The sequence below is a fragment of the Micromonospora sp. NPDC047756 genome (assembly GCF_055587245.1).
Map to the genome: position 1 here is coordinate 636,911 of NZ_JBVJGQ010000002.1, position 26,331 is coordinate 663,241.

Here is a 26,331-nt window from a genome sequence, read left to right on the forward strand (position 1 = left end):
GCGTACCCGCGCAGCCGGCGTCGGGCCGCGGGTGGGGGACGGCGGTGACAGCCGTAGCCCTCACCCGCGTCGCGCCGGGATCAGCGCGGCTCGTACGTCTGACAGTCCGCGATGTCCTGGCCCGGACCCACCCGGATGGACGGCGCGTGGCACTCCAGCTCCGCGTTGTGCTGGCAGTCGGACCGCTTGCAGGCACCGACCTGGGCGATGACGCGGTCCAGCCCGCCCTTGGCCGAGGTGTCGATGAACGTGGCGCAGCTGGCGTTCTGCTGCCCGATGGTGATGGCGAACGCGTGGCAGCCGTCGTGGTTGTAGCCGCAGTCGGTGACGGTGCACTCGTGTACCCGCGGCATCTCCAGCATGTCGGTCATGACGATCTCGCTTCCGTCGGTGGCACCGGTTCATCTCCATACCCGGGTCCGACCGGACAATTCCCCATCCTTTGGCATGTTTTGCGTAGGCCAGCCTTGCCTAACCGCCGATGACGGCGACTCAGGCGCAGGTGTTGGCACCGGAGTCCCCGATGAGGGATCGTGGCCCGAAAACCGTTATTCGATCTCACCTCACACGGTCGTGCCTGACCTGCGGAGATAACGCTCTCACGGATGCTGGGAGAGTGCTTGACGCGGCCGTGATCCGACCGCAACGATGCATTCACATGTCTCGTCCCACCACCGCCTGGCGTGATCGGCGCACGCCGTCCCCCCGCACCGCGAAAGGACCCCACTGTGCGCAGATCCCTGAGATCGTGGCTCGGCCTCGCGCTGAGCGCGATCCTCGTGGCGGGCGGCATCGTCGCCTCGCCACCCACTGCCAGTGCCGCACCGTTCACCGTGCTGGTCTTCAGCAAGACCGCCGGGTTCCGGCACGGATCCATCACCCCGGGCATCGCCGCGATCCAGCAACTCGGTGCGGCAAACGGCTTCACCGTCGAGGCCACCGAGGACGCCGCCGGGTTCACCGACGCCAACCTGGACCGGTTCGCCGCGGTGATCTGGCTCTCCACCACCGGCGACGTTCTCAACGCCGCCCAGCAGGCCGCGTTCGAGCGCTACATCACCGGCGGTGGTGGGTACGTCGGCGTGCACTCCGCCTCCGACACCGAATACGACTGGCCCTGGTACGGGGGACTGGTCGGGGCGTACTTCGCCTCGCACCCGGCCGAGCAGACCGTCACGGTCAAGGTCGCCGACCAGGTGCACCCGTCCACCGCGGGGCTGCCGCAGCGGTGGAGCCGGTTCGACGAGCTGTACAACTACCGGACCAACCCCCGGGGCAACGCGCACGTGCTGGCCACCCTGGACGAGACCACCTACACCGGCGGCAGCATGGGTGCCGACCACCCGATCTCCTGGTGCCAGAACTACTCCGGCGGCCGAGCCTGGTACACCGGCCTGGGCCACACCGACGCCTCGTACAGCGAGGCGAACTTCCGCCAGCACCTGCTCGGCGGCATCCGGACCGCGGCGGGGGAGGTCGACGCCGACTGCGGCCCCACCGTCACCAGCAGCTTCCAACAGGTGGAGCTGGCCAGGGGCGCGGCCGAGACCGGCGAGCCGATGAGCCTGACCGTCCTGCCGGACCGGGGCGTGCTGCACACCTCCCGCAACGGCGTGATCCGGCACACCGACGCCGCCGGCAACACCAAGATCGCCGCCACCCTGCCGGTCTACACCGGCGACGAGGAGGGTTTGCAGGGCATCAAGGCCGACCCGAACTTCGCCACCAACCGCTGGGTGTACGCGTACTACGCCCCACCACTGAGCACCCCCGGTGGCGGCGCGCCGGCCACCGGCACCCCGGCCGAATTCGCCGTCTGGGAGGGTGTCAACCGGCTGGCCCGGTTCACGGTGAACGCGGACAACACCATCAACCTGGCCAGCGAGACGTTGATCCTCAACGTGCCGACCAGTCGGGGCATGTGCTGCCACGTCGGCGGCGACATGGACTTCGACGCGGCCGGCAACCTCTACCTGTCCACCGGTGACGACACCAACCCGTTCGACTCGGCCGGCTTCACCCCGATCGACGAGCGGGCGGGCCGCAACCCGGCGTTCGACGCGCAGCGCACCTCGGCGAACAGCAACGACCTGCGCGGCAAGGTCCTCCGGATCAAGCCGAGCGCGGCCGGCGGCTACACCATCCCGGCCGGCAACATGTTCGCCCCGGGCACCGCGCGGACCCGCCCGGAGGTCTACGCGATGGGTTTCCGCAACCCGTTCCGGATGAGCGTGGACAAGGCCACCGGCATCGTCTACCTCGGTGACTACGGCCCGGACGCGGGCACCGCCGACCCGAACCGGGGGCCGGCGGGCAACGTCGAGTTCGCCCGGATCGACCGGCCCGGCTTCTACGGCTGGCCGTACTGCACCGCCCGCAACGACGCCTACAACGACTACACCTTCCCGTCCGGGCCGTCCGGGGCGAAGTTCAACTGCGCCGGTGGGCCGGTGAACAACTCGCCCAACAACACCGGCATCACCCAGCTGCCGCCGGCCGTTCCGGCCTGGTTGCCGTACGGCGGATCCGGCTCGCCGCCGGAGTTCACCGGCGGTGGCCTCTCGCCGATGGGCGGGCCGGTCTACCGGTACGACCGCAACAACACCTCGCCCGTGGCGTTCCCCGAGTACTACGACGGGACCTACTTCGCCGGTGAGTTCGGTCGTCGCTGGATCAAGAACATCAAGCTCGACGCGTCCGGCCAACCGTTGAAGATCAATCCGTTCCCGTGGACCGGCACCCAGGTCATGGACATGGAGTTCGGCCCGGACGGCGCGCTCTACGTGCTGGACTACGGCACCGGCTGGTTCAACGGCGACGCCAACTCGGCGCTCTACCGCATCGAGTACGCCCGTGAGGGCAGAGCACCGGTCGCCAAGGTCTCGGCCACCCCGACCAGTGGCACCGCGCCGCTGACCGTGGCCTTCTCCTCGGCCGGCACGCTCGACCCGGACGGTGACCCGTTCACCTACGCCTGGGACTTCGACAACAACGGCACCACCGACTCGACCGCGGCGAACCCGAGCTTCACCTACACCACGAACGGGACCCGCAGCCCGACGCTGACGGTCCGGGACACCACCGGAAAGACGGCCACCGCGAGCGTGGTCGTCACTGTCGGCAACAGCGCCCCGGTGGTCACCGTCAACACCCCGTTGAACGGGCAGACCTTCAGCTTCGGGGACGCCGTGCCGTTCTCCGTCACCGTCACCGACGCCCAGGACGGCGCGATCAACTGCGCCCGGGTGAAGGTGAACTACGTCCTCGGCCACGACTCGCACGGCCACCAGCTCGGCAGCGTGCAGGGCTGCACCGGGGTCATCCAGACCTCGAAGGACGGCGAGCACGACACGGCGGCGAACATCTTCGGCATCATCGACGCCGAGTACACCGACCTGGGTGGAGGCGGCCAGCCGGCGCTGACCACGCACACCCAGGCCGTCCTGCAACCTCGGGTACGCCAGGCCGAGCACTTCGGTGACTCGTCCGGCATCCAGATCGTCGCCGGGGCAGCGGGCAACGGCGGCGCGGCGGTCGGCTACGTCGACAACAACGACTGGATCTCGTTCCGCCCGTACAACCTGACCGGTGTCCAGTCGTTCAGTGCCCGGGTCGGCGCACCGGCCGGTGGCGGCGGCACGTTGGAGTTGCGGGTCGACTCGCCGACCGGGCCGTTGGTGGGTTCGGCCACCGTCACCTCCACCGGCGGGTACGCGAACTTCGCCACGGTCACCGGTGGGGTCACCGCCCCGACCGGCACCCGGACCCTGTTCCTGGTCTTCAAGGGCACCGGCCCGTACTTCGACATCGACGAGTTCACCCTCTCCACCAGCCCCGGCGGTCCCGGACCTGACCCGGACCCGGACCCGGATCCCGAGCCGGGCGCCAACCTGGCCCGGGGCAAGCCGGCGCGCGCGTCCAGCTTCGAGGGCGCGTTCACCGCGGCCAACGCGTTCGACGGCGTCGCCGGAACCCGATGGGGCAGCGCCTTCGGGGACCCGCAGTGGATCGACGTGGACCTCGGCGCCACGTACGCCATCAACCGGGTCAAGCTGACCTGGGAGGCGGCGTACGGCAGTGGTTACCAGATCCAGACCTCGCCGGACGGGGTCAACTTCACCACGATCCGTACGGTGACCGGCGGTGACGGCGGGGTGGACGACCTGACCGGGCTCAGCGGCTCCGGCCGGTACATCCGGCTCCTCGGCACCACCCGGGGGACCGCCTGGGGCTACTCGCTGTTCGAGTTCGAGGTGTACGGCGGCACCGGAACCCCGACCGGCGGCAACCTGCTGCTGAACAAGCCGACATCGACGTCCAGCAACGAGGGGGCTGACGTGGCCGGCGCCCAGGCGGTCGACGGCAGCCTCACCACCCGCTGGTCGAGCACGTTCTCCGATCCGCAGTGGATCCGCGTCGACCTCGGCAGCCCCACCGCGATCGGTCGGGTCAAGCTGAGCTGGGAGGCGGCGTACAGCAGCGCGTACCAGATCCAGACGTCGAACGACGGCACCACCTGGACCACGGTGAAGACGGTGACCGGGGCCGACGGCGGCGTGGACGAGCACACCGCCCTCGGTGCCAACGGCCGCTACCTGCGGATCCTTGGCACCGCCCGGGGCACCGGATATGGCCACTCGCTCTGGGAGCTGGAGGCCTACGCCAGCTGAACCACCACCGAAGTCCGCCCCCACCCCCGATGGGCGGTGGGGGCGGACTCTCCCCGATCACGTGATGCTCATTGGCTCCGGTGGCCGCCTGATACGTAACGCTGCGGGCGGTTGTCGGCCACCCGGTCCGCCTTCAACCGGTCGCGCGCCCACCGCAGCTCCGCGCACCCGCCTGGCCGACAGTGCCAGCACGACCCATATGCCTGGTGCTGCGCGATGGTCTGCCGGGCCAGCATCGGCACCCACGCCGACCGGGGCAACTCCTGTTCGATCACCTGCAGTGCGCCTTGAGCGTGTCCCGCGCCCACGTCAGCATGTCGCACCGGTCGCCCTGGCACTGCCCGCAGCGGCGCGGTGGCTCGTGGTGCTGGGTGATCACCCGTTGCGCGGTCCAAATGACCAGCGCTGGCGTCACGGGTCCGTCGTCCATTGCCACGGCTCCACCTCCAGGAGGGCAGGTCCGGCCACCGATCCTCGATCAGGTGACCGGACCGCATCCGGTTATCGCCCCACTAGCCTCCCCTGCAACGTGCACACCGTCAAGCTTGCAAGTGGCAACCTGCGCCCCCGACACGTGCATACGGTCATGATGTGAGACTCGTGGCGCTCTCCGACATCGCGGACATGCTCGGCGGCGTGTCGCGCACCCGTGCCACCGAGATCACGAACCGCGCGACATTCCCGGCACCCATCGACACGGTGGCAAGCGGCAAGGTGCGGGTCTGGGATCGAGCCGACGTGGAAGCGTGGATCAAGAAGCACCGGCCGCACCAAGCGCGCGACGAAAGCTGAGACGGCCCGGACCCTGGCGGGCCAGGTGGGACACCGCTGCGTCCAGCTCCCGAGGACGGCCATCCTCGGGACCGCCTTGAACGGTCACGTCTGCTCATGTCCGAAGGGGAACAACCTCCGTGTGCAGCCGACTCAGTCGTCGGCGACTGACACCGGCTCCGAGCCGATGCAGCGCACCTTCAACTCGTACTCCCGGGTCGCCCCTTGGAACGTGACCTCGACGTCGTCGTCCGGACCCCGGTCCACGTCGCGGACCCGGTAGCCCTGCGCGGGCGCCCAGGAGACGAGGCGTACGCCGCCGACGCCGCACTCGGCGACCGCGGTACCGCCGTCGGTGGCGAACCCCCGCCGGGCCCCCGAGCTGGCGCTCGGCGCGGTGCCCGTCGTGCCCGGCGGGACCGAGGCGGTGCCCGGCCCGGCCGTGGGGACCGGCTCCGGCGAGGCGAGCGCCCGCTCGATATCGGCCTCGCTGCGCACCCCACCCGGGGTGCCGGTGAGGCTCTCGCCCACCAACCGGATCGCGCCCAGGCCGATCAGCGTGGCGATGGCGGCGGTGGCCACCCAACCGGTGGCGACGAGGATCGAACGACGGCCCATCCCCTGACTATCTCCGATCCGTCCTTGTCGTTCGCACATCCCAACGCTAAGGCGTGGTTAACGTGCGCCGTACCGACGACGGCAGCGGTTAGCCTGCCAGCTGTGGCCCGCCTGTTGCTCATCGAGGACGACCTGACGATCCGTACCCCACTGATCCGGGCCCTGCGCGAACGCGGCCACGCGGTCGCGGCGGCCTCGACCGCGATGGCCGGGCTCCGCGACGCGCTGGAGGACCGACCCGACCTCGTCGTGCTCGACCTGGGCCTGCCCGACCTGGACGGACGTGAGCTGCTGCGGATGTTGCGCGCGGTCAGCGCGGTGCCGGTCATCGTGGCCACCGCGCGCGACGACGAGACCGAGATCGTCCGGGTGCTCGACGCGGGCGCCGACGACTACGTGGTCAAACCGTTCACCGCGGCGCAGCTCGACGCCCGCGTCCGGGCGGTGCTGCGGCGGGGCCCCTCCGGCTCCGACGGGCAGGTGCCGGCGCTCGTCGTCGGTGGGCTCCGCGTCGACCCCCGGGCGCGGCAGGTGACCCTGGACGGGGTCGCGGTCGAGCTGACGCCCCGTGAGTTCGATCTGCTGCACCATCTCGCCGGCCGGCCGGGCCAGGTGGTCACCAAACGTGAGTTGCTCACGGAGGTGTGGCAGATCCCGTACGGCGGCGCCGACAAGACCGTCGACGTGCACCTGTCCTGGTTGCGTCGCAAGTTGGGGGAGAACGCCCAACAGCCGCGCTACCTGCACACGGTGCGTGGTGTCGGGGTGCGTCTGGAAGCCCCGGCGGCGCAGCGGTGAGGGCGCGTCTCACGCTGCTGGTCGCCGCGGTCAGCGTCCTCACCCTCATCGCGTTCCTGGTGCCGTTGGCGTTGCTGGTGCGCACCGTCGCCGAGGACCGGGCCACCGTGCGGGCCACCGCCGACGCGCAGAGCCTGGTGCCGGTGGTCGGCACCGCCGACGCGGCGACCATCCGGCTCACCGTCGAGCAACTCGCCGCGGAGTCAGGTCGACCGGTGAGCGTCTTCCTGCCCGACGGCACGGTGCTCGGCGCCCAGACACCGCGTACGCCCGCGGTGGCCCTCGCCGCGCGCGGACAGAGCCTCACCGGAGAGTCGGCGGCCGGCCGTGAGGTGGTCATCGCCGTGCAGGGCCGGGCGGACGGCACCGGGGTGATCCGGATCGCGGTGCCGCAGCACGAGCTGACCGCCGGGGTCACCCGGGCCTGGCTGGTGTTGGCGCTGCTCGGCGTGATCCTCGTGCTGATCGGGCTGTTGGTCGCCGACCGGCTGGCGCGCACCCTGGTCCGGCCGATCAGCGACCTCTCGGCCGTCTCACACCGGCTGGCCAACGCCGAGTTGGACGCCCGCGTCACGCCGGCCGGCCCGCCCGAACTGCGCGAGGTGGCCGGCGCGCTCAACCACCTCGCCACCCGGATCCAGGTGCTCCTGGTGCAGGAACGCGAACAGGTCGCCGACCTGTCCCACCAGCTGCGTACGCCGCTGACCGCGTTGCGGCTGGAGGCGGAGTCGTTGCGTGACCCGGACGACGCCGCCCGGATCACCGCCGCCGCCGACGGGCTCGAACGCGCGGTCACCGGGCTGATCCGGCAGGCCCGGTGGCGGCACGCACCGACGCGAGCGGCCGCCTCGGACGCGTCGGCGATCGTCGCCGACCGGGTCGCGTTCTGGTCGGTGCTGGCCGAGGACACCGGCCGCGCCGTCACCCTCGACCTGACGCCCGGCCCTCTTCCCGTCGGTGTGGCCGCCGACAGTCTGACGGCGGCCGTGGACGCCCTGCTCGGCAACGTCTTCGCGCACACCCCCGACGGAACGCCGTTCGCCGTCCGGCTCGCTCCTGCGGCGGGCGAGCCGGGCGAGGTGGTCCTCACCGTCGCCGACGAGGGGCCGGGCATGCCCGCCGGGGCGATCCGGCGGGGCGCCAGCGCGGCCGGGTCCACCGGCCTCGGCCTGGACATCGCCCGGCGCGCCGCGCAGGCCGCCGGCGGTCGACTGGAGTTGCGGGCCGGCCCACACGGCGGCGCGCAGGTGCTGCTCCGGCTCGGCCCGCCGACGTCGCCACCGGACGCATAGGCCCGGCGGTGCCGGGTAGCTGCCAGTCATGGCGCGGTATACGAAACCCGAGCTCAGAGAGCAGATCAAGGAAGAGATCCAGGCCTCCGACAAGGGCGGCAAGCCGGGGCAGTGGTCGGCGCGCAAGTCGCAGCTGGTCACTCAGGAGTACAAGCGGCGCGGCGGCGGATTCCTGGGTCAAAAGGACGAACGACAGAAGGCGCTCCAGCGCTGGGGCAACGAGAAGTGGCAGACGAAGGAGGGCGACACCCGTGCCCGCAAGGACGGCACGACGAGTCGCTACCTGCCCAAGAAGGCCTGGGACGAGATGTCGGAGAGCCAGAAGCAGGCGACCGACACGAAGAAGCGCGAAGCCTCTCGAACGGGCAAGCAGTACGTCTCCAACACCGGACCGGCCAAACGGGCGCGTCGGGACGCCACAACGGCCGGCCGGATGACGGAGATGTCGGTCGCGGAGGCGGCCAAGCTGGTCCGTGGCCTGGACACCCGACAGCTCAAGACCGCGCTGCGTAACGAGCGCGCCAGCAAGGACCGCAAGACCCTCGTGCAACGGCTCGAAGCCGAACTCAACCGGCGCGGCTGACCCGGCCCTCGACCGCCTTAACCGGGCCTTAGCGTCCGGACAGCGCGGTGCTATCCCGATCTGGCCGATCCTCGGAGTCGACAACCGAGGAAAGGTGGACACCACGATGAAGCGCACCAATCTGCTTCTGGCGTCGGTCGGCGGGTCGGCGGTGCTGGCGGTGGCCGGGGTCGCGCTCGGCGTCAACGCCGCGAACGACTCGCGGACCGGCGGCACGGCACTCGCCGCGGCAACCGTCGCACCGACGGCCACCGACGCGCCGGCAGTCACCGGTACGCCGTCGGTCGGCACCCCATCGGGTACGCCGTCGAGCGCAACGCCGTCCGGTACGCCGTCGACCGGCAGCGCGCCTGCGGGGAGCGCGGTCGACGAGAAGCGCGCCGGTGAGATCGCGCTGTCCAAGGCCGGTGGCGGTCAGATCGTCGAGGTCGAAGCCGAGAAGGAGAACGGCCGACCGGTGTGGAGCGTCGAGATCGTCGCCGGCGACACCGAGCACGAGGTGGACGTCGACCGGGACAACGGTTCGGTGGTCAAGGCCGAGCAGGAGCCGGTGGACGACGACGACAACGACGCTGACGACAGCGACGACAACGACGACGACGACAACGACGACGACGACTGAGCGCGGTCGCCGCTCACCCCGGGTGCTTCCACGGCGGTGAGCGGCGGCGCGCTGTGACGCGGTGGTCGAACTGTCCCTCCCGGGCGGATCGACCACCGCGTGCGTCATGTGACGACCCGCTGCTCCTGGCCCGTCGGTTGCGCCTGGGCGGTCGGTTGCTCCTGGCCCGTCGGTTGCTCCTGGCCCGTCGATTGCGCCGGGGTCGTCGGTTGCTCCTGGGCGAACTGGGTGCGGTACAACTCGTGGTAGCGCCCACCGGCCGAGAGCAAGTCGGTGTGTCGCCCGCGTTCGACGATGCGTCCGGCTTCCACCACGAGGATCTGATCGGCCGCCCGGATGGTGGAGAGTCGGTGCGCGATGACCACGCTCGTCCGACCGGTCAGCGCCTCGGCCAGGGCGTCCTGAACCGCCGCCTCCGAGGTGGAGTCGAGATGCGCGGTGGCTTCGTCGAGGATGACCACGCGCGGGCGGGCCAGCAGCAGGCGCGCGATGGTGAGCCGTTGCCGTTCCCCGCCGGACAGGCGGTATCCGCGCTCGCCCACGACGGTGTCCAACCCATCGGGTAGCGAGCGGATCAGGTCGTCGAGGCGGGCCCGCCGGAGCACCTCCCACATCTCGTCCTCGGTCGCGTCCGGCTGGGCGAACGCCAGGTTGGCGCGGATGCTCTCGTGGAAGAGGTGCCCGTCCTGGGTCACCACGCCCAACGCCGCCCGGATCGACTCGGCCGACAGTTCACGGACGTCGACGTCGGCCAGCTTCACCGCGCCGTCCTCGACGTCGTACAGGCGAGGAACGAGTTGCGCGATCGTCGACTTGCCCGCCCCGGAGGAGCCGACGAGCGCCACCATCTGCCCCGCTTCGGCGCGGAACGACACCCCGTGCAGCACTTCCTCACCGCCGCGCGTATCGAGCTTCGCCACGTCCTCCAGGGACGCGAGCGACACCTTGTCCGCTGAGGGGTAACCGAACCGGACCCCGTCGAACTCGACCGCGACCGGCCCTTCCGGAAGAGGCCGGGCGTCGGATTTGTCGAGGACCAGCGGCTTCAGGTCGAGGACCTCGAACACCCGCTCGAAGCTCACCAGCGCGCTCATCACCTCGACCCGAGCGCTGGCCAGCGACGTCAACGGTGCGTAGAGCCGCGACAGGAGCAACGCGAGGGCGACCACCGCCCCGGCGTCGAGGCTGCCCCGTAGGGCGTAGAGACCACCCAGCCCGTAGACCAGGGCCAGTGCCAGCGAGCCGACGACGGTGAGCGCGGTGATGAAGACCCACTGGAGCATCGCGGCGCGGATGCCGATGTCCCGGACCCGGCGTGCCCGAGCCGCGAACTCGGCGGACTCCTCGGCCGGCCGCCCGTACAGCTTGACCAGCGTCGCGCCGGGTGCGGAGAAACGTTCCGTCATCCGGGTGCTCATCGCCGCGTTGTGCTCGGCCGCTTCGCGCTGCAACTGGGCGAGCCTCGAACCCATCCGGCGGGCCGGCAGGACGAAGATGGGCAGCAGGACGAGTGCCAGCAGCGTGATCTGCCACGAGAAGGTGAGCATCACGGCCAACGTCAGCATCAGCGTGACGGCGTTGCCGACAACGCTCGACAGCGTGTCGCTGAAAGCCCGCTGCGCGCCGATGACGTCGTTGTTCAGGCGGCTGACCAGTGCGCCCGTGCGGGTCCGGGTGAAGAACGCCACCGGCATGCGCTGAACGTGGTCGAACACAGCCGTCCGCAGCTGAACGATCAGCCCCTCACCGATGCTGGCGGAGAGAAATCGCGTCACCAGCCCCAGCCCGGCCTCGGCGAGGGCGATCACGGCGATCAACACCGCCAACCGGATCACCACGCCGCTGTCGGCGCCGTCGACGATCGCGTCGACCACCCGACCGGCGAGAATAGGCGCCGCCACAGTGAGGACCGCCGTCACCACACTCAGCAGCAGGAACCTGACGATCAAGGCGCGGTGTGGCCGTGCGAACCGCGCGATCCGCTTCAAGGTGGCGCGGGACAGTGGTCGCTCGTCCTGCGCGTTCATCGCGTGATGCAGAGACGTCCACGCGGCAAATTCCATGCTCATTCGTTACCTCCGATACGCGAGGTTAGGACCTCACCCGAGCTTGAGGTCAAGCCGCCGCGCGGGGCTGCGGCAATGGGCTGACACACGGGTCGTCGCCCACGAACGCATCGGCGTCGTCCACGACGACAGGTGCCGCGCTCCAGCACCACGGCGGGCTGCTGTGAGCCGGTATCACCGACGACAGCGCGGTGCCCGCGATGCAGCAGACCCCACCATGGGCTGGCCTCTGCTCTGCTCTGCCCGGCCCGGCCGCGCGATGTCTGCCGAACGATGTCGCTCGGCGCTTCGGCTGTCTCAGCCTGCGCTGGCAGGCCGCCTCGACGCGGGGTGATTGGACTGAGCTGCTCCTATGTGCGTCGGTGGTAGTGGTTGCGGCGGGGGAGTTGTTCGGGGTCGAGCCAGGTGGGTGGGATGAATTCGGGGTGGCCGTGGTTGCTGAGTTGGATGGTCCAGTCGCTGTGGTGCAGGTGTCGGTGGTGGTGGCCGCAGAGCAGGACGGCGTTGGTCAGGCTGGTGGGGCCGCCGTCGGCCCAGTGGTGGATGTGGTGGGCGTCGCACCAGCGGGGTGGTCGGTCGCAGCCGGGGAAGGCGCAGCCGCGGTCGCGCAGGACGAGGGCGCGGCGGAGTGGGCCGGTGATGAGGCGGCGTTGTCGGCCGACGTCGAGGACTTGGCTGGCGCCATTGAGGACGGCGGGCAGGATGGTGGCGTCGCAGGCGAGTCGGCGTACGGCCTCGGGTGTGAGGGTGAGGCCGGTGTCGAGGGTGCCGCTGCTCAGCTGTCGGGTCAGCCCGTCGTAGGTGGTGGTGACGACGATCTGGGCGGGGTCGCCGCCGCTGTCGGGTAGTTCGCCGGTGCGGAGGGTGAGTCGGCACAGGTCGGCGAGGGCGTCGTGGCGTCGTTGACCGGGGGACCGGGAGTCGTCTGGTCCGGATGGGGCGGTCAGTGGGTCGATGGCGGCGCGGAGTAGGCCGGCGGTTTCGGTGTCGAGGGTGCCGGTGAGCCGGAGTCGGCCGTCGGTCTGTTCGGAGAGGGTGAGGTGGCGGTCGCGGGCGGCGCGGGCGGCTTCGGCGTCCAGGGCGGCGCGGGCGGCGGCGTCGGCGAGGTCGGGGGCGACGTGGTCGAGGATGCGGGTGCCGAGCTTGCGCAGGTGGGTGGGGTCGAACTGCCCGGCCCAGTCGGTGAGCAGGCTGACGGCCTTGTCGGCGACGTCGGTGCCGGCGGTGGCGTGCACGGTGGTGGCGGTGTCGGCGATGACCCGGGCCTGGTCGAGGGTGATGGTGCCGTCGGCCAGCGCCTGCCGGATTCCGGGGCTGCTGGTGTCCAAGGCGGTGGCGAGGTCGACCAGGCGGCGTGCGGCGGGGATGGTCAGTCGTAGCCGTTCGCGGAGCCAGACCGCGGTGCAGGAGGCTCCTTGGGTGCGGGCGGTGCCGCGGCCGTCGATCTCGCGGATCAGGGCGAGAGTGACGGCGGCGAGACGTTGTTGAAGGCGGTGTGCGGCGTCGAGCGCGGTGATCAGGTCGGGTTCCGCGAGGGCCCAGGCAGCGGCGTCGACGCAGGCGGCGACCGCCTCGTCTGCCTGCGCCAACTCCTCGACCATGACCCGAAACTAGAACAGGTGTACGACACTTTCGTCGACCATGATCGATCCGTTGTCGGGGGCTGACGAAGGGTGTCGCGCTGGTACGACTGCGGAAGTCGGCGGGTGACCGGTCGAGACGCGCGCTGCGGGCCCCACTGTCGTGCCGGACCGATCCCGCAACCGGCGACTACCTTGATCGCGAGCGGGTTGACGCGATCATCGACCGGGCCCTCGGCATGGAACCGTGGGCGTCGCTGGAGGGTCCGTCGGCCTGGTGCACCTGTCCTACCTGATGTGGTTCCACAACGGCGCGATGGCCAACGGCGCCGCCTGGCCGCTCGGCGTCTGCACCGCCGAGCAGATCGCCGCGTTCGCCGCGGTCGGAGCCGCCGGTCAGGAGCAGCAGGGCCGCGCCGGGCGGTGGAAGCGCCCGGGGTGGCGGGGCCGTCGGCGAAACGAACGACGACCCCGCCATCACTCAGCGAGCTAGCCGATGCGGAACTGGTCGCCGTAGACGGCGAACACCAGTGGGGTGTTGAGGTTGAAGTTGCCGTTGTTGAGGAACACCCGCTGGGCGGTGTCGACGCGGGAGGTGTCCGAGTGGGCCGCCTCCTTCTTCATCTCGATGACCCGCTCGTCGAGGAAGGCGTTGAGCCAGGTCCGCTCGTCGCCGCCCTGGGCCGGGGGCTTGGCCCGGTTCAGGGCGCGGTTGCGGATCTGGCGCATGCCCTCGTACCCGTGCATGACCGCCGCGTCGTAGTAGGCGAACTGGCCGAGCGCCCGGACCTGGTCGTTCTTGCCGTCGCGTACCGATGGGTTGAAGTAGACCCGGTCGCGTTCGGCTTCCTGGGCGGCCTGGAACACGGAGTCGTTGGCGGCGGTCCGCCAGTCGCGGGGGAAGTTCGGGTCGAGGCCCGAGTGCGACGGGGTGCCGTTGACGGCACGCAGCGCCGGCAGGTAGCCGGCCAGGACGTTGCCCGGCTTGGTGTTCGTGTACGCCTGGACCAGTTCGAGCATGTCGCCGGTGCCGGAGCAGAAGCCGATGATGCCGGCGGTGTAGCCGCGTCCGTCGCCGATGTCCTCGATGTAGGAGAACTGCGCGCGCCAGTCGAGCGAGGAGTTCTCGGCGGCCGAGACGAGCTGCATGGCGACGTCCTTCTTCGCCGGGTCGTCGAGGTTGGTGCCGGTCGGGGTGGTGGGCGGGGGAGTGGTGGGAGTGCCGCCGCCCGGCAGGGTCCACCGCTGGTTCGTGGTGCCGCCGCACGTCCAGATCTGCAACCGGGCGCCGTTGGCAGTGCTCCGGTCGGTGACGTCGAGGCACTTGCCGGAGGCGGTGTTGACGAGCGCGCCGTTGCTGGCGGTCCACTTCTGCGCGCCGGTGTTGTTGCAGTCGTACAGCTGCACCTTGGCGCCGTTGGCGGTGGAGGCGGCGGTGACGTCGAGGCACTTGCCGAGCGCCCGGATCGAGGTGTCGCTGTTCCCGACGGTCCACGTCTGGGCCGCGCTGCCGTTGCAGTCGTAGAGCTGGACGGCCGTGCCGTTGGCCGAGCTGGCGGCCGCGACGTCGACGCACTTGCCGCCGAGGCCGGTGATCGGGCCGGCGGTCGCGGCGCTCGCCGACGGCAGGCCGTAGCCGACGGCGGCGACGCCGACAAGCAGGGTGCCCACCACGTAGGCGGCTGTTCTCTTGTGAACCATGGGTGTTCCTCGGGGAAGGGGCGGCGTGCCGCCAGCCGGTCGGTGGCCCGGCGCGACGGTTCAGCCCCGGCGGGCACCGCAAGCATCAGGAAACTGTATTAACAGATACCAGTACGTCGATTCGCCGTCAATCGACGACAGCGAGGCGTGACGGCGTCTGTTCATCCCGTCGTTGGCGGGACGTACCGGGTGGTGGCTATCGTCGGGCCGTAACTGATCAACGGGCCGGTCCGTCGGAACCAGCACCCGTCCGACGGACAGAAGATGGTCATGGAGTCGAGTCTGCGCGCTCGGGTACGAGCCGGTGACCCCGGCGCGTTCGCCGAGCTGTTTGACGCGTACGCGCGCTCGGTGTACAACCACGCGTTCCGGCTGACCGCCGACTGGGCCACGGCGGAGGACGTCATGGCCGCCACGTACCTGCAGGCCTGGCGCTCCCGGGAGCGGGTCACCGAGGAGGGCGGGTCGCTGCGTCCCTGGTTGCTCGGCATCGCCACCAACGAAGCCCGTAACCACGCCCGTAGCAACCGTCGCTACCGCAGGGTGGCCGCCGCGCTGCTCGCCGCCGACTTCACCCTGCCCGACCACGCCGACGAGGTCGCCGGCCGGCTCGACGACAGCCGACGCATCGCCGCCGCCATCGACGCGCTGGCCCGGCTGCGTCGATCCGAGCGTGAGGTGCTGACCCTGTGCCTGTGGGAGGGCCTCGACTACGAGTCCGCGGCGGAGGCGCTGGGTGTTCCGGTCGGTACGGTGCGCTCGCGGCTGTCGCGGGCCCGCGCCCGGCTCCGTACCCTCGTCGATGCGTCGCCACGCGCCGCGCGACCGCCGGTCGTGGACGCCTCGCTCGTACGGGAGGGCAGCCAGTGAGCGCGCCGGACCCGGCCGAGTGGGCGGAGATCGCGCCCCACCCCGGTGACCACGACCTGCCGGCGGGCCGGCACGAGCTGCACCGCCGGCGCCTGCTCGCGGCGATCACGCAGGAGCCGCGTACCCGAAGAAGGGCTTTCGTGTCGTCGCGGCTGGCGCTCGCGGCGGCGGTGTTGGTCCTGGTCGTGGCGGGGATCGGCGGAGGGCTCGCGACCCGGTCCGGCGACGCGCCCCCGGCCGTGCTCTCGTCGCCCGAGGCGACCCGTCCGGCCGCTCGGCCGGCGCCGCCGGGCACGGCCGCCAAGAATCGTGGGTACGGCACGGTGCGCCAACTCACCGACACGGCCGACCTGGTGGTCCGCGGCGAGGTGGCGTCGGTGACGGACGGTCGGGCGGTCTACCGGGTGGCGGAGGTGCTCTACCGTGTTCCGGCGGCCCCGGTGCCCACCGAGATCATCGTGGCCGCGCAACCGGCCGGGACGGTCGGCCGACCGAGCGTCCTCTACCTGGGCCTCGTCGACCCGTCTGCCCGCGTCTACCACCCGCTCGGCGGGGAGTTCGGGATCTTCGACCTCGCCGGGGAAACGGCCACCAGCCGGTCACCGGCGATGTCGGTGACCGGTCTGCGGGGCGAGGACGACACCGCGGTGGGTCGCGCGTTCGTCACCACGCTCGCCGAGCTGCGTCAGCTCGCCCGTGAGCGGCGATGACCCCCGAAAGTGAGTCCGCAAAAAAATGGAACCCGGTGCCCGGGGCGCACAGATAGAAGGCGTGAGCAGTGCCGCGTTCCGAGCGAGACGGCCCGGGACGGCACCGAGACGCGAGGAGCGTTCCATGGCAGTCGACCTTCGCCGTACCCGGCCGCTGTGGGCCACGGCCGCCGCCGTGCTGTCCGCCGCGGCCCTGGCCGCCTGCGGCAGCGGCGGTGACGCCGACCGGGCCGCCGGGCCCGCCCCGAGCAGCGCCGCCCCGAGCAGCGCCGCCACGCCGACGGACGTGGCGCCCCCGCCGATCAAGGGCAAGCTGCGCGGGTACGCCACCGTGCGGCAGCTCAGCGACACCGCGGACCTGGTGGTACGCGGTGAGGTCGAGGAGGCCGGATTCCGGGTCGACGAGGTGCTGCGCGCGACGACCGGATCGACGGTGCGGGCCGGGGCGCGGATCACGCTCGCCCCGCTGCCCGCCGGTGTGCCGGACATGGCGCACATGTCGAAGCTCGAAGCCGGCCAGGTCGTGGTGCTCTACCTCGCCCAGGACCCGGCGGCTCCGACGTTCCGGACGCTCAGCGGCGACTTCGGCGTGTTCGACCTGAACGGCTCCGGCGCGGAGGCCGTCGCCACGACCCGCTCGCAGACCATGGCCGTCAGCGGCCTCAGCGCCGAGGACCCGGCCGCCTCCGGCCGTGGTTTCCGTACCACTCTCGGCCAGCTGCGGGCCGTCGCCGCTCAGGCCAGGTAGGAGCGCTCAGGTCGGGTAGGAGGAGTGGGCACGCGGACGGCACCCGCCGAACGCCGTCCGCGTGGTCACTGTTCCCGGTAGGTGGCCAGGTCGAAGTCGGCGTGCACGCCGTCCCCGCCCAGGTCCTGCACCCACAGGCCCAGGAACGCCCCCGTGAAGCCCCACGCCGCCGGCTCACCGTCGATGATCAGCGCGGCGTGCTCGTCGGACAGGATGGTCGCGTCCAGCTCGACGGGTAGCCGCTGCCAACCGGCACCGAGGTCGTAGTCGAAGCGCACCGCCGGCCCGTCGAAGACGGCCCGCAGGCCGACCCGAGTGACGCCGTCGACATCGACGGTCAGCTCGGGGTACGCGGTGCGCCGCCCGTTGTCGGAGCTGAGCAGCTCCAGCACCGTCCGGCCGTCGTCGGCCCGGGTCAGGTAGAGGTGGTGCCAGTTGAGCGTGTTGTAGTAGGCGGTGATCCCGGCGAGCTGACGGTGGTCGGCCGGTGCGAACTCCACCACGGTCTCCAGCGAGCACTTCGTCGCACCGACGCGCCGCCCGACCAGGCTGGGCGCCTGTCGACCGACCGGCGACTGCCCGCCGTGGACCCGCAGGTACGACGGGCGGGTGTGCAGGTCGACCCAGTCCGGGGTGGCCGGCCGACGCAGCGTCGACCAGCACGGGCCCAGCTCGGGGGCGTCGAAGTGGTCCGTCTCGGGCTCCGCCGGCCACGGGTGCGCGGGCAGGTCGGGTGCGACGACGTCGTTCGCCGGCACCCCTCCGGCGATTCGCGGCCAGCCGCCCGACGGCCACTCGACCCGCTGGATCGCTGTCTCCCGACCCAGCACGCAGTTACCCAGCGGAGAGTACGGGCGACCAACCAGGTGGGCCAGGTACCACTCGCCGTCCTGCGTCTGGACCAGACTGCCGTGCCCCGCCTTCTGCAACCGCAGGTCGGGCCGCCCGAAGGAGGTGAGCAGCGGCCCGTCCGGGTCCACCTCGTACGGTCCGAACAGCTCCCGGGACCGCGCCACGGTGACCTGGTGCTCCCAACTGGTGCCGCCCTCGGCGGTGATCAGCCAGTACCAGCCGTCGTGGCGGTACAGGTGCGGACCCTCGGTGAGCCCGGCCGGGGAGCCGGTGAACAGGATGCGGGGGCTGCCGACCAGACGGCGTGCGGCCCGGTCGTACTGCTGGATCTCGATGCCACCGAAGCGGTCGCGGCCGGGCCGCCAGTCCGCGCTCATGCCCAGCAGCCAGGTGGTGCCGTCGTCGTCGTGGAACAGTGCCGCGTCGAACCCGCGCCCGTGCAGCTTCACCGGATCGGACCAGGGGCCGGTGATGTCCTCGGCGGTGACCAGGAAGTTCTGTGGATCCCAGTAGCCGCTGGCGAAGCTGGCCACGTCGCTGTAGACGAGGTGGAACCGACCGTCGTGGTACGTCAGGTCGGGCGCCCACACCCCGTTGGAGTCACCGCATCCGCGCAGGTCGAGCAGGCGCCGGTCGGTGATGATCCCACCCAGGCTGCGCCAGTTCACCAGATCACGCGAGTGGTGCACGAGCACACCCGGATACCACTCGAAGGTCGAGGTGGCCAGGTAGTAGTCGTCGCCGACGCGCAGGATCGACGGGTCCGGGTGAAAGCCGGCGAGGATGGGATTGCGGATCGACCGGGTAGCGGTCGCCACGTCAGCGATGTCGGTCGCCACGAGCACTCCTCTGGACGGGCTGTCTGGAACTTCCGGAAAATCGGGTCCTGGATCACTGGAAGCTCTCCTTACGCTAGCCGGTCCTTTCGCAATAGGACAGAGGTCTTGACCGCTGAGACAACAGCTCGTAGCGTGCCGGCCATCGATCGGCATTACCGGCGAAGCATTGAAAGTTTCGGAGATCCATAGCTCCGCAGGGGGGACCGTGGGTACGGAGAACGGCCGAAACGTCACCATCGCCATGATCGCGCGGTTGGCCGGAGTTTCCGTGCCCACCGTCTCCCGGGTCATCAACGGCCGATCCGACGTCGCCCCCGACACCCGGGAACGCGTCGAGGAACTACTCAACCGGCACGGCTACCGTCGCCGCTCGCCGTCGCGGCGTACCGACGCCGCCCTCATCGATCTGGTCTTCAACGACCTGGACAGCCCGTGGGCCGTGGAGATCATCCGTGGGGTGGAGGACGTCGGCCAGACCAGTGGCGTCGGCACCGTCGTGTCGGCCATCCACTGGCGCATCTCCTCGGCCAAACAGTGGCTGGACAACATGCGGACGCGTTCCACCGAGGGAATCATCTTCGTGACCTCGATGGTGAATCCACCGTTGCAGGCCGAACTGCGCCGGCTGCACCTGCCGGTCGTCATCATCGACCCGGCCGGGGTCGACCCCCAGGAGTCACCCACCATCGGCGCCACCAACTGGGCGGGCAGCCTCAGCGCCAACCAGTACCTGATCAGCCTCGGTCACCGCCGCATCGGCTTCATCGCCGGGCCACCGCACCTGATGTGCAGCCGGGCCCGGATGGACGGTTACCGCGCCGCCCTCGGCGCCGCCGGGATCCCCATCGACGACGCCCTGATCCGCCCCGGCAACTTCTATCACGAGGCCGGCTTCACCGCGGGCACCCAACTGCTGGCCCTGCCCGACCCGCCCACCGCCATCTGCGCCTCCAGCGATCAGATGGCCCTCGGCGTCTACGAGGCGGTCCGTAAACGGGGTCTGCGGGTGCCCGACGACATCAGCGTGGTCGGCTTCGACGATCTGCCGGAGGTGCGCTGGTGCTCACCACCGCTGACCACCGTCCGGCAACCCCTGGCCGAGATGGGCATGCTGGCCGCGCGGACCGTGCTGCGCCTCGCCGGCGGCGAGCGGACCGAGAGCCCTCGGGTCGAACTCGCCACCGAACTCATCGTCCGCGACAGCGCCGCGCCAAGACGCTCGTGACCTCGCCTAGTCGCTGCGCAACGCGTCGTCGACGCCTGTCTCCCGGCGGCCGAGGTGCGCCGGATCCCGACCGGAGAGCAACTCCAGCGCGGCCTTCAGGCAGGCGCCGTTCTCCCGGTACGAACTGAACCACCACGTCTGGGCGTACCGCTTCGCGCTGTCGTCGCCCACGCCGTTGGCGTCGATGCCGAGGCGGCGGCACAGCGCCACGGCGCGCGGAAGATGGAAGGTCTGGGTCACCACCGTGGCCCGCCGCACCCCGAAGATCCGCTCAGCGCGCGCACACGAGTCGTAGGTGTCGAAACCGGCGTAGTCCGGCACCACCTTGTGCGCTGGCACGCCCCGCTCGACCAGCCAGTTCCGCATCGCGGCCGGCTCGTTGTAGTCGGCGTTCATGTTGTCGCCCGACACGAGGATCGCCCGCACCTTGCCGGCGTCGAACAGCCGCCGCGCGATCTCCAACCGCGCGGCGAGGACGGGTGAGGGCGTGCCGTCGGCGTTCACCTTGGTGCCCAGGACCAGGGCGACCGGGGCGTCCGGCACCTCGGACTCGCCGTAGAGGTGGCCCTGTGCGGTGTCGCGGATCCACGTCACGCTGGCCACCGTGCCGCCGCTCAGCACCACGATCCCCACCGCGAGCGCGACGACCGTACGACGGACCAACGGGTGCTTCCCGTACCAGCGTCTGGCCGCGCCGAATCGTCCCCGCATGCCGCAAGGCTATTGCGCCCGCGCTCGCGGCTGTCGTCGGCGTCGCTGTCGCCCCGGTGCCGCAGCCGAATCAGCGGCCAGCACTGGGATATGTGCCGCCGTCGTGGTTGGGGTCGCGTCGTGAGTCGCCTTTCCGACTGACCTGCGGCTCAGGGGCGTGCGTCTGCTTCGGTATCCGGGTCACATGCCCAGCAACCGACGGGAGGGCAGATGGTCGCGGCACCCGGGTTGAGGACGTCAGCGGTGTCGGATGGGTACGCCTGCGTGAACTGTGGTGACACCGTCCACGGCAGGGCCAACACGCGTCGGCGTGGTCCGGACATCGCCTGGTACGCGCACTGTCCTCCGTGCGCGGCGCTGGTCGCGGACCAGATGGAGCCTCTCGGCGTCCTTCCGGCCGAAAGCGGCGTCGACATCCACCGGTGCCGCGGCTGCGGCAACCACCGGATCTGCCGCAAGGGTTGGCGGACCCGCTGCCACATCTGCCTCGACGAGCGCTCCTCGGGATCAGCGCTCGACAGCGGCCGGGAGCTGCTTTCGCGGCTGTCGGCGGAGCCGGCACTGGCTCACCAGGTACGCCAGTTCGCCGATGTGGCCACCGACGACGCGGTCTCACCGCGCGTCGCCGCCGAGTTCCGCGCCGCGGTAGCGCTCGGCAATGACCTCGACCGTCGCCGCGGCGGCGGCTGGACTGATCTGGCCGGGGACGTTCACGGCCTACCCTGGTTCGGGCAACGGCGGCAATCCATGTCGCACGGGACCTGGGGCGTGCATCTCCGGTGTGGGTCCTGGCAGCGGCTGACCGGCCCGGGTAAGGGCTGCGTCACCTGTCCGCCGGAGGTCGGTGACCGGTCGTTCGCGGCGTTGCGGGACACGCCCTATCTGCTCTACCTGTTCAAGCATCGCGGGCTGCTGAAGTTCGGCGTGGGCGGGATGCCGAGGGTGCGGGAGCATCTTCGTGGGGGTGCCGAACTGCTGGAGGTCGTCGAGGGCCGGCACGCTGACGTCATCGCCGCGGAGGCGATCCTCAAGCGCCGTAAGCGGGAGGCGGCGAAGCCGCTGCGGGAGTGGCGGAAGCGGCGGATGCCGACCAGCTTCGGCAGGGGTACCGAGGTGGTCCGCACCCGCGTGCGGATCCGGTTGACGGACGTCCTGCCGGACGGCGTGGATGTCAGCGACCGCTTCGGTCGATAGCCGCCTCCTCGGTCCGTAAGGTAGCCGAGCTGCCGTCGCGAAAACCTCAGAGGCGGCGGTGTCGGTGAGCGGCAGCCCCTCCAGAGCGGCGGAGAAAGCGATTGTCTATGGACAATTGCTTACTGTTAACGTTAACGTGACGGACAGTCGTCAATGCTCGACCGATCTCAGGCCGCTGTGACGGAGCTGTCGCCATTGGCCCGGGGCGTGACGGATGACGATCGTGGCGTGGGGCGGGTGGCACGCGGCCGGCGCGAGACGGCCCGAGACCACCACCGGGCGACCCGCGCGCCACGCGGCCGAGGCGTGAACGGCCACCGGGATTCCAGGGCACCGCAGCAGCCGGGTCAGTCGTGCGACGACGACGACCGGCCCGCTCACCTGCCAGCGCACCGCTGAGCAGTGGCCCGCAGTTGGGCCGCCCTGATGGCGACCGTCGATCCCGGCCCTGGCCGCCGGGTTGCGTCCCGCTGTTCGGAGTCCGGGCCCGAGCAGCGGGACGCACACCCGCACGACCAACCGACGGGGTACGCCGCCGTCGGTCACCGCGTCAGCTTCGGGACCACCGTTGGCCGTTCGAGCCGTTGCAGCTCGACAGGACCGCAGGGGTGCCGTTGGCGGTTCCGCCGGCGTTGGGCGTCAGGCACAGGCCGGACTGCGCTCCGGTCACCGTGCCATCGGTGTTGACGTTCCACTGCTGGTTGGTGCCGCCGTTGCAGTCCCAGATGATCACCCGGGTGCCCGGCGAGGTCCCGGCGCCCTCGGCGTCCAGGCACTTCGTGCCGTACACCTGGAGTTGTTTCGCGGCGGTCGACGTCCACTGCTGGTTGGTGCCGCCGTTGCAGTCCCACAACGTCAGTTGGGTGCCGTTGGTCTGCGACCGCGACGGGACGTCGAGGCAGCGGTTGGCGGCGGCGTTGCGCAGCGGCGCGGACGTGCCGGCGGGTGGCGGCGTGGTGGGGCTGGTGGTGTCGAAGCCGAGGAACCGGATCGCCTGCGCGGCGTCGAACGGGATGGAATGGCCGTACCCCTGGAAGCTGATCGCCTCGACGGGCGCCGTGCCGCCGGTGCCTCCGTAGCGGGTACGGACGGCGCTGGCCTGCGGGGAGTCGGTGAGGCTGGGGGTCTGCGACACGCCCTGCACGTTGGTCCACTGCTTGATCTGCTCGCCGAAGTTGACGTAGCTCAACGTGGTGTCCGTGGTGCCGTGCCAGATCTGGAACCGGGGTCGCTTGCCGGAGTAACCGGGGTAAGCGTTGCGGACCAGGTCACCCCACTGCTGCCCGGTCCGGACGATCCGACCGCCGGAGCACTCGCTGTTCCACTCCGCGCCGTTGGTGGTGGCGAAGCACCCGAACGGGACCCCGGAGGAGCTGAACCCGGCGTGGAACAGATCCGGGTAGAGGCCGACCATGACGTTGGTCATCATGGCGCCGGAGGAGAACCCACCCACGCCGATCCGGTTGGCGTCGACCGGGTAGCGGCTCCGCACGTGGTCGACCATGGACTTGAGGCCCACCGGGTCGCTGCCGCCGTCGCGCCGCAGGGCCTGCGGTGACGATACGTCCCAACACTTGCTGCTCCGGGTCACCGACGGGTAGATCACGATAAAGCCGTAGCGGTCGGCGAGGGTGCTCAGGCCGAAGCCGCTGTGCACCGCCGGACCGCTGCCCGTGCAGTAGTGCAGGGCGAGGAGCAGGGCCGGCTGAGCCGCGACCCGGTCCGGCACGTACAGGTGCATCTGGAGGTTCGACGGGTTGGTGCCGAAGTTGGTCACCTGGGTGAGCGTCGCGGCCGACGCCGGGGTGGCGACCGTGACCACTGCCGTCATCGTCGCCAGCGCGGCGGCCAGCAGTGCGATCCTTGATCTCATCGGCGGCTCCTCTTGTCGTGAGTGGGGGACCCGGCGGCGGTCCGGCGCAGGCGCGTCGACGACGACGTACGGGTGGTTCCGGGCGCGCGACGCCCGCCGCGCGTCACCGGCGGCTGCTGACGGATCCTGATGCGACGTCCACCTGCCCAGGGACGTCCTGACCACTGAGGTCGAGCCAGCGAGGGGCCTCCCGGTGAGCCGCGCGCGCTGATCGCCTCGCATCGACTGTGAGCGATAACATGCCGTTCGTCAACCTGTAACGTTCGACGATTGCCGATCGCATGTCGGGGCGTTCACGGCTTCCACGTCTTGAGATTGTCCAACTGACAGTGCCATTGTGGTACGTCGATGAACAGCCGCGCGCGGGGCTGACGTCCGTCCACTGGGCAGCCGGGATCCAGAGGTGATCTCGGGGGGCGGTGACACGAGCGATGGACCAACCCGAGTCTGCCGTCCCCGAGATCGCCCGTCACCGGTCGCACCCTGACCGGTCGGGCGGCTCATCTGCGCGAAGGAACCCCGCCCATGCGTAAACCGAAGACCCGAGCAGCACTCCTGGCGGGCTTGCTGCTCGCCGCGAGCGCGCTCGCGGGCCTCAACCCACCAACCGCCAGCGCGGCGGCCGACCCGGTCACCGTGACCGTCAACACCCGCGCGGGACTGGCGAGCGTCCCGGACACCGCTCTCGGCGTCAACCACGCCATCTGGGACTCGAACCTCGGCACCGCCGAGACATCGGACCTGCTCAGGAACGCCGGTGTGCAGATGATGCGCTACCCCGGCGGCTCGTACGCCGACATCTACCACTGGAAGGATCACACCGCGCCCGGCGGTTACGTCGCGCCGGGCACCGACTTCGACACCTTCATGGCGGCGGTCCGGCGCGTCGGCGCGCAGCCGATGATCATCGCGAACTACGGCACCGGCTCGCCCGCCGAGGCAGCCGACTGGGTGCGGTACGCCAACGTGACAAAGGGCTACGACGCGCGTTACTGGACCGTCGGCAACGAGAACTACGGCAACGGCCACTACGGATCCGCGTGGGAGGCCGACGACCACCCCGACAAGAGCGCCACACAGTACGCGAGGCTGGTCGTCGAGTACGCCGACGCGATGAAGGCGGTCGACCCGAGCATCAAGGTCGGAGCGGTGCTGACCATGCCGGGCAACTGGCCGGACGGGATCACCGCCGGCAGCGATCCGGGCCCGTGGAACCAGACCGTGCTCTCCATCGCCGGCCCGAAGATCGACTTCGTGGACGTGCACTGGTACCCGGGCGGCACCGCCGCCGAGTCGCTGGCCCGCGTCAACCACCTCCCCGACGCCACCTACCTGCTGCGGCAGCAGCTCGCCCGGTACGCCGGCCCGAACGCCGACCGCATCGGCATCAGCTTCACCGAGCTGAACGTCGACGCCGGCCGGAACACCCAACCGGCCGCGCTGTTCCTTGCCGACGTCTACAGCGGTCTGCTGGAGAGCGGCGTCTTCACCGCCCACTGGTGGAACGTGCACAACGGCATGGGCACCGTGACGCAGGTGGCCGGTCAGACCGACTACGGCGACTTCGGGATGCTCTCCAGCGGGGCCTGCACCGAGGACGGCTCGGTCTGTCAACCGCCGCTGAACACACCGTTCGCGCCGTACCACGGGCTGAGCATGATGAAGCTCTTCGCGAAGACCGGCGACCAGTTCGTTCGCGCTGGCACCGACGAGCCTCTGGTCACCGCCCACGCCGTCCGCCGGAGCAACGGTGACCTCGCCGTGCTGCTGGTGAACAAGGACCCGGACAACGACCACCCGGTCACCATCGACTACTCCGGGTTCACCCCGTCGACCGTCGCGCCGACGGTGTCCACCCTCGCCAACGGGGCCACCGGCATCGTCACCAGCCAGTCCGGCTCGGCGACCAGCCGGACGCTGCCCGCGTACTCGTTGACCACGCTCGTGCTGCGTGCTGCCGGCACCACCGCCGGACGGCCGGCGACACCGGGCCAGCCGACCGCGAGCGGCGTCACCGACCGCGCCGCGACGATCACCTGGCCGGCGTCCGCCCCGGGCGCCAGCCCGATCGCGAAGTACGAGGTGCACCGGCAGTACGACGCGGTCAGCGAGCAGGTCGGCGAGACGACGAGCACCTCGTTCACCGTCGACAACCTCGTGCCGGGCAGCAGGTACACCGTCAACGTGCTGGCCCGCGACACCGCCGGGCGGATCTCCTGGGCCTCACCGCCGCTCACCTTCGCCACCGGCAGCCCTGCCGCCAGTACGTGTACCGTCCGCTTCAGCGCCAACAACGACTGGGGCAACGGTTACATCGGTGGCGTCGAGATCATCAACAACGGGTCCAGCCCGATCAACGGCTGGACGCTCACCTGGACCTGGCCCACCGGTTGGCAACAGGTGAGCAGCGGTTGGAGCGCCACCTGGGAACAGGTCGGCACCGCGGTGCGGGTCACGCCCACCACCGACAACCGGCAGATCGCCCCCGGTGGCACGGTGAGCGCCGGCTTCGTCGGCGCGTACGGCGGGCCGAACGTGCTGCCCACGGCGTTCACCCTCAACGGCACCATCTGTAGCACCAGCTGACACCACTGTGGTCCGGTCGACC

General features: G+C 70.7%; 21 protein-coding genes. 13 read left to right on the top strand and 8 right to left on the bottom strand.

Annotated elements, in window-relative coordinates:
* Positions 1–80 precede the first annotated feature (80 nt).
* Positions 81–371: a DUF1540 domain-containing protein gene (locus ACZ6NZ_RS07955; protein ID WP_357205816.1), complete on the bottom strand. Its 291-nt coding sequence runs from the start codon at positions 369–371 to the stop codon at positions 81–83.
* Between the two features lie 357 nt (positions 372–728).
* On the opposite strand from ACZ6NZ_RS07955, the gene ACZ6NZ_RS07960 reads away from it, so the two are divergent.
* Together ACZ6NZ_RS07960 and ACZ6NZ_RS07965 are read left to right on the top strand one after the other, a co-directional pair.
* Positions 729–4,670, top strand: coding sequence for a ThuA domain-containing protein (locus ACZ6NZ_RS07960; protein ID WP_465856863.1), 3,942 nt, complete (start codon positions 729–731; stop codon positions 4,668–4,670).
* A gap of 600 nt (positions 4,671–5,270) precedes the next feature.
* Positions 5,271–5,462 (top strand): hypothetical protein, encoded by a 192-nt coding sequence (locus ACZ6NZ_RS07965; RefSeq protein ID WP_465856865.1) that lies wholly within the window; start codon positions 5,271–5,273, stop codon positions 5,460–5,462.
* A 132-nt stretch (positions 5,463–5,594) separates the two neighbouring features.
* Here ACZ6NZ_RS07965 and ACZ6NZ_RS07970 read toward each other — a convergent pair whose 3' ends face one another.
* Positions 5,595–6,059, bottom strand: coding sequence for a septum formation initiator (locus ACZ6NZ_RS07970; protein WP_465856867.1), 465 nt, complete (start codon positions 6,057–6,059; stop codon positions 5,595–5,597).
* Between the two features lie 102 nt (positions 6,060–6,161).
* Between ACZ6NZ_RS07970 and ACZ6NZ_RS07975 the strand changes: the two genes are divergently transcribed.
* The 4 genes from ACZ6NZ_RS07975 to ACZ6NZ_RS07990 all read left to right on the top strand — a co-directional run bounded on the left by ACZ6NZ_RS07975 (position 6,162) and on the right by ACZ6NZ_RS07990 (position 9,354).
* Positions 6,162–6,857 carry a response regulator transcription factor gene (locus ACZ6NZ_RS07975; protein ID WP_465856869.1) on the top strand — a complete coding sequence of 232 codons (696 nt, stop codon included), beginning with the start codon at positions 6,162–6,164 and terminating at the stop codon, positions 6,855–6,857.
* Entirely contained in the window at positions 6,854–8,149 is a 1,296-nt protein-coding gene (locus ACZ6NZ_RS07980) for a sensor histidine kinase (protein ID WP_465856871.1), read from the top strand. The genes ACZ6NZ_RS07975 and ACZ6NZ_RS07980 overlap by 4 nt, the downstream gene beginning before the upstream one ends.
* A gap of 28 nt (positions 8,150–8,177) precedes the next feature.
* The gene (locus tag ACZ6NZ_RS07985) at positions 8,178–8,732 is read left to right on the top strand and encodes a DUF5872 domain-containing protein (RefSeq protein ID WP_465856873.1); all 555 of its coding nucleotides are present in this window, start codon (positions 8,178–8,180) and stop codon (positions 8,730–8,732) included.
* Between the two features lie 106 nt (positions 8,733–8,838).
* Complete coding sequence (locus tag ACZ6NZ_RS07990) at positions 8,839–9,354, top strand: PepSY domain-containing protein (RefSeq protein ID WP_465856875.1); 516 nt, start codon at positions 8,839–8,841, stop codon at positions 9,352–9,354.
* Positions 9,355–9,458: 104 nt separating this feature from the next.
* Here ACZ6NZ_RS07990 and ACZ6NZ_RS07995 read toward each other — a convergent pair whose 3' ends face one another.
* Positions 9,459–11,423: an ABC transporter transmembrane domain-containing protein gene (locus ACZ6NZ_RS07995; RefSeq protein WP_465856877.1), complete on the bottom strand. Its 1,965-nt coding sequence runs from the start codon at positions 11,421–11,423 to the stop codon at positions 9,459–9,461.
* Positions 11,424–11,770: 347 nt separating this feature from the next.
* Positions 11,771–13,021, bottom strand: a complete 1,251-nt coding sequence (locus ACZ6NZ_RS08000) for an HNH endonuclease signature motif containing protein (RefSeq protein WP_465856879.1) — start codon at positions 13,019–13,021, stop codon at positions 11,771–11,773.
* 226 nt (positions 13,022–13,247) lie between these two features.
* Here ACZ6NZ_RS08000 and ACZ6NZ_RS08005 point away from each other — a divergent pair, with 226 nt between their 5' ends.
* Complete coding sequence (locus tag ACZ6NZ_RS08005) at positions 13,248–13,493, top strand: hypothetical protein (RefSeq protein WP_465856881.1); 246 nt, start codon at positions 13,248–13,250, stop codon at positions 13,491–13,493.
* Here ACZ6NZ_RS08005 and ACZ6NZ_RS08010 read toward each other — a convergent pair.
* Positions 13,490–14,701, bottom strand: a complete 1,212-nt coding sequence (locus ACZ6NZ_RS08010; RefSeq protein WP_366609323.1) for a chitosanase — start codon at positions 14,699–14,701, stop codon at positions 13,490–13,492. The genes ACZ6NZ_RS08005 and ACZ6NZ_RS08010 overlap by 4 nt on opposite strands.
* 270 nt (positions 14,702–14,971) lie before the next feature.
* Here ACZ6NZ_RS08010 and ACZ6NZ_RS08015 point away from each other — a divergent pair, with 270 nt between their 5' ends.
* From ACZ6NZ_RS08015 to ACZ6NZ_RS08025, 3 genes are all read left to right on the top strand, one after another.
* Positions 14,972–15,571, top strand: a complete 600-nt coding sequence (locus ACZ6NZ_RS08015) for an RNA polymerase sigma factor (RefSeq protein ID WP_465856883.1) — start codon at positions 14,972–14,974, stop codon at positions 15,569–15,571.
* Positions 15,568–16,281: a hypothetical protein gene (locus ACZ6NZ_RS08020; protein ID WP_465856885.1), complete on the top strand. Its 714-nt coding sequence runs from the start codon at positions 15,568–15,570 to the stop codon at positions 16,279–16,281. The genes ACZ6NZ_RS08015 and ACZ6NZ_RS08020 overlap by 4 nt, the downstream gene beginning before the upstream one ends.
* 124 nt (positions 16,282–16,405) lie before the next feature.
* A complete protein-coding gene (locus ACZ6NZ_RS08025) occupies positions 16,406–17,029 on the top strand; it encodes a hypothetical protein (protein ID WP_465856887.1) in 624 nt (207 codons plus the stop codon).
* A gap of 65 nt (positions 17,030–17,094) precedes the next feature.
* Here the strand turns inward: ACZ6NZ_RS08025 and ACZ6NZ_RS08030 are convergent, their stop codons facing one another.
* On the bottom strand, positions 17,095–18,720 hold the full coding sequence (locus tag ACZ6NZ_RS08030; RefSeq protein WP_465856889.1) for a glycoside hydrolase family 43 protein: 1,626 nt from the start codon (positions 18,718–18,720) through the stop codon (positions 17,095–17,097).
* Between the two features lie 241 nt (positions 18,721–18,961).
* Between ACZ6NZ_RS08030 and ACZ6NZ_RS08035 the strand changes: the two genes are divergently transcribed.
* A complete protein-coding gene (locus ACZ6NZ_RS08035) occupies positions 18,962–19,945 on the top strand; it encodes a LacI family DNA-binding transcriptional regulator (protein WP_465857402.1) in 984 nt (327 codons plus the stop codon).
* 6 nt (positions 19,946–19,951) lie between these two features.
* Here the strand turns inward: ACZ6NZ_RS08035 and ACZ6NZ_RS08040 are convergent, their stop codons facing one another.
* Complete coding sequence (locus ACZ6NZ_RS08040) at positions 19,952–20,656, bottom strand: SanA/YdcF family protein (protein ID WP_465856891.1); 705 nt, start codon at positions 20,654–20,656, stop codon at positions 19,952–19,954.
* A 243-nt stretch (positions 20,657–20,899) separates the two neighbouring features.
* Here ACZ6NZ_RS08040 and ACZ6NZ_RS08045 point away from each other — a divergent pair, with 243 nt between their 5' ends.
* Positions 20,900–21,850, top strand: a complete 951-nt coding sequence (locus ACZ6NZ_RS08045) for a hypothetical protein (RefSeq protein ID WP_465856893.1) — start codon at positions 20,900–20,902, stop codon at positions 21,848–21,850.
* Positions 21,851–22,400: 550 nt separating this feature from the next.
* Here ACZ6NZ_RS08045 and ACZ6NZ_RS08050 read toward each other — a convergent pair.
* Positions 22,401–23,723 (bottom strand): extracellular catalytic domain type 1 short-chain-length polyhydroxyalkanoate depolymerase, encoded by a 1,323-nt coding sequence (locus tag ACZ6NZ_RS08050; RefSeq protein WP_465856895.1) that lies wholly within the window; start codon positions 23,721–23,723, stop codon positions 22,401–22,403.
* A gap of 525 nt (positions 23,724–24,248) precedes the next feature.
* Between ACZ6NZ_RS08050 and ACZ6NZ_RS08055 the strand changes: the two genes are divergently transcribed.
* Positions 24,249–26,309 carry a cellulose binding domain-containing protein gene (locus ACZ6NZ_RS08055; protein ID WP_465856897.1) on the top strand — a complete coding sequence of 687 codons (2,061 nt, stop codon included), beginning with the start codon at positions 24,249–24,251 and terminating at the stop codon, positions 26,307–26,309.
* Positions 26,310–26,331: the final 22 nt, after the last annotated feature.

Coding starts and splice junctions, on each gene's coding strand:
- ACZ6NZ_RS08010 (WP_366609323.1), bottom strand. CDS start 14,701: ATGGTTCACAAGAGAACAGCCGCCTACGTGGTGGGCACCCTGCTTGTC.
- ACZ6NZ_RS08055 (WP_465856897.1), top strand. CDS start 24,249: ATGCGTAAACCGAAGACCCGAGCAGCACTCCTGGCGGGCTTGCTGCTC.
- ACZ6NZ_RS07970 (WP_465856867.1), bottom strand. CDS start 6,059: ATGGGCCGTCGTTCGATCCTCGTCGCCACCGGTTGGGTGGCCACCGCC.
- ACZ6NZ_RS08000 (WP_465856879.1), bottom strand. CDS start 13,021: ATGGTCGAGGAGTTGGCGCAGGCAGACGAGGCGGTCGCCGCCTGCGTC.
- ACZ6NZ_RS07985 (WP_465856873.1), top strand. CDS start 8,178: ATGGCGCGGTATACGAAACCCGAGCTCAGAGAGCAGATCAAGGAAGAG.
- ACZ6NZ_RS08040 (WP_465856891.1), bottom strand. CDS start 20,656: ATGCGGGGACGATTCGGCGCGGCCAGACGCTGGTACGGGAAGCACCCG.
- ACZ6NZ_RS08025 (WP_465856887.1), top strand. CDS start 16,406: ATGGCAGTCGACCTTCGCCGTACCCGGCCGCTGTGGGCCACGGCCGCC.
- ACZ6NZ_RS08015 (WP_465856883.1), top strand. CDS start 14,972: ATGGAGTCGAGTCTGCGCGCTCGGGTACGAGCCGGTGACCCCGGCGCG.
- ACZ6NZ_RS07995 (WP_465856877.1), bottom strand. CDS start 11,423: ATGAGCATGGAATTTGCCGCGTGGACGTCTCTGCATCACGCGATGAAC.
- ACZ6NZ_RS07955 (WP_357205816.1), bottom strand. CDS start 371: ATGACCGACATGCTGGAGATGCCGCGGGTACACGAGTGCACCGTCACC.
- ACZ6NZ_RS08035 (WP_465857402.1), top strand. CDS start 18,962: ATGATCGCGCGGTTGGCCGGAGTTTCCGTGCCCACCGTCTCCCGGGTC.
- ACZ6NZ_RS07990 (WP_465856875.1), top strand. CDS start 8,839: ATGAAGCGCACCAATCTGCTTCTGGCGTCGGTCGGCGGGTCGGCGGTG.
- ACZ6NZ_RS08050 (WP_465856895.1), bottom strand. CDS start 23,723: ATGAGATCAAGGATCGCACTGCTGGCCGCCGCGCTGGCGACGATGACG.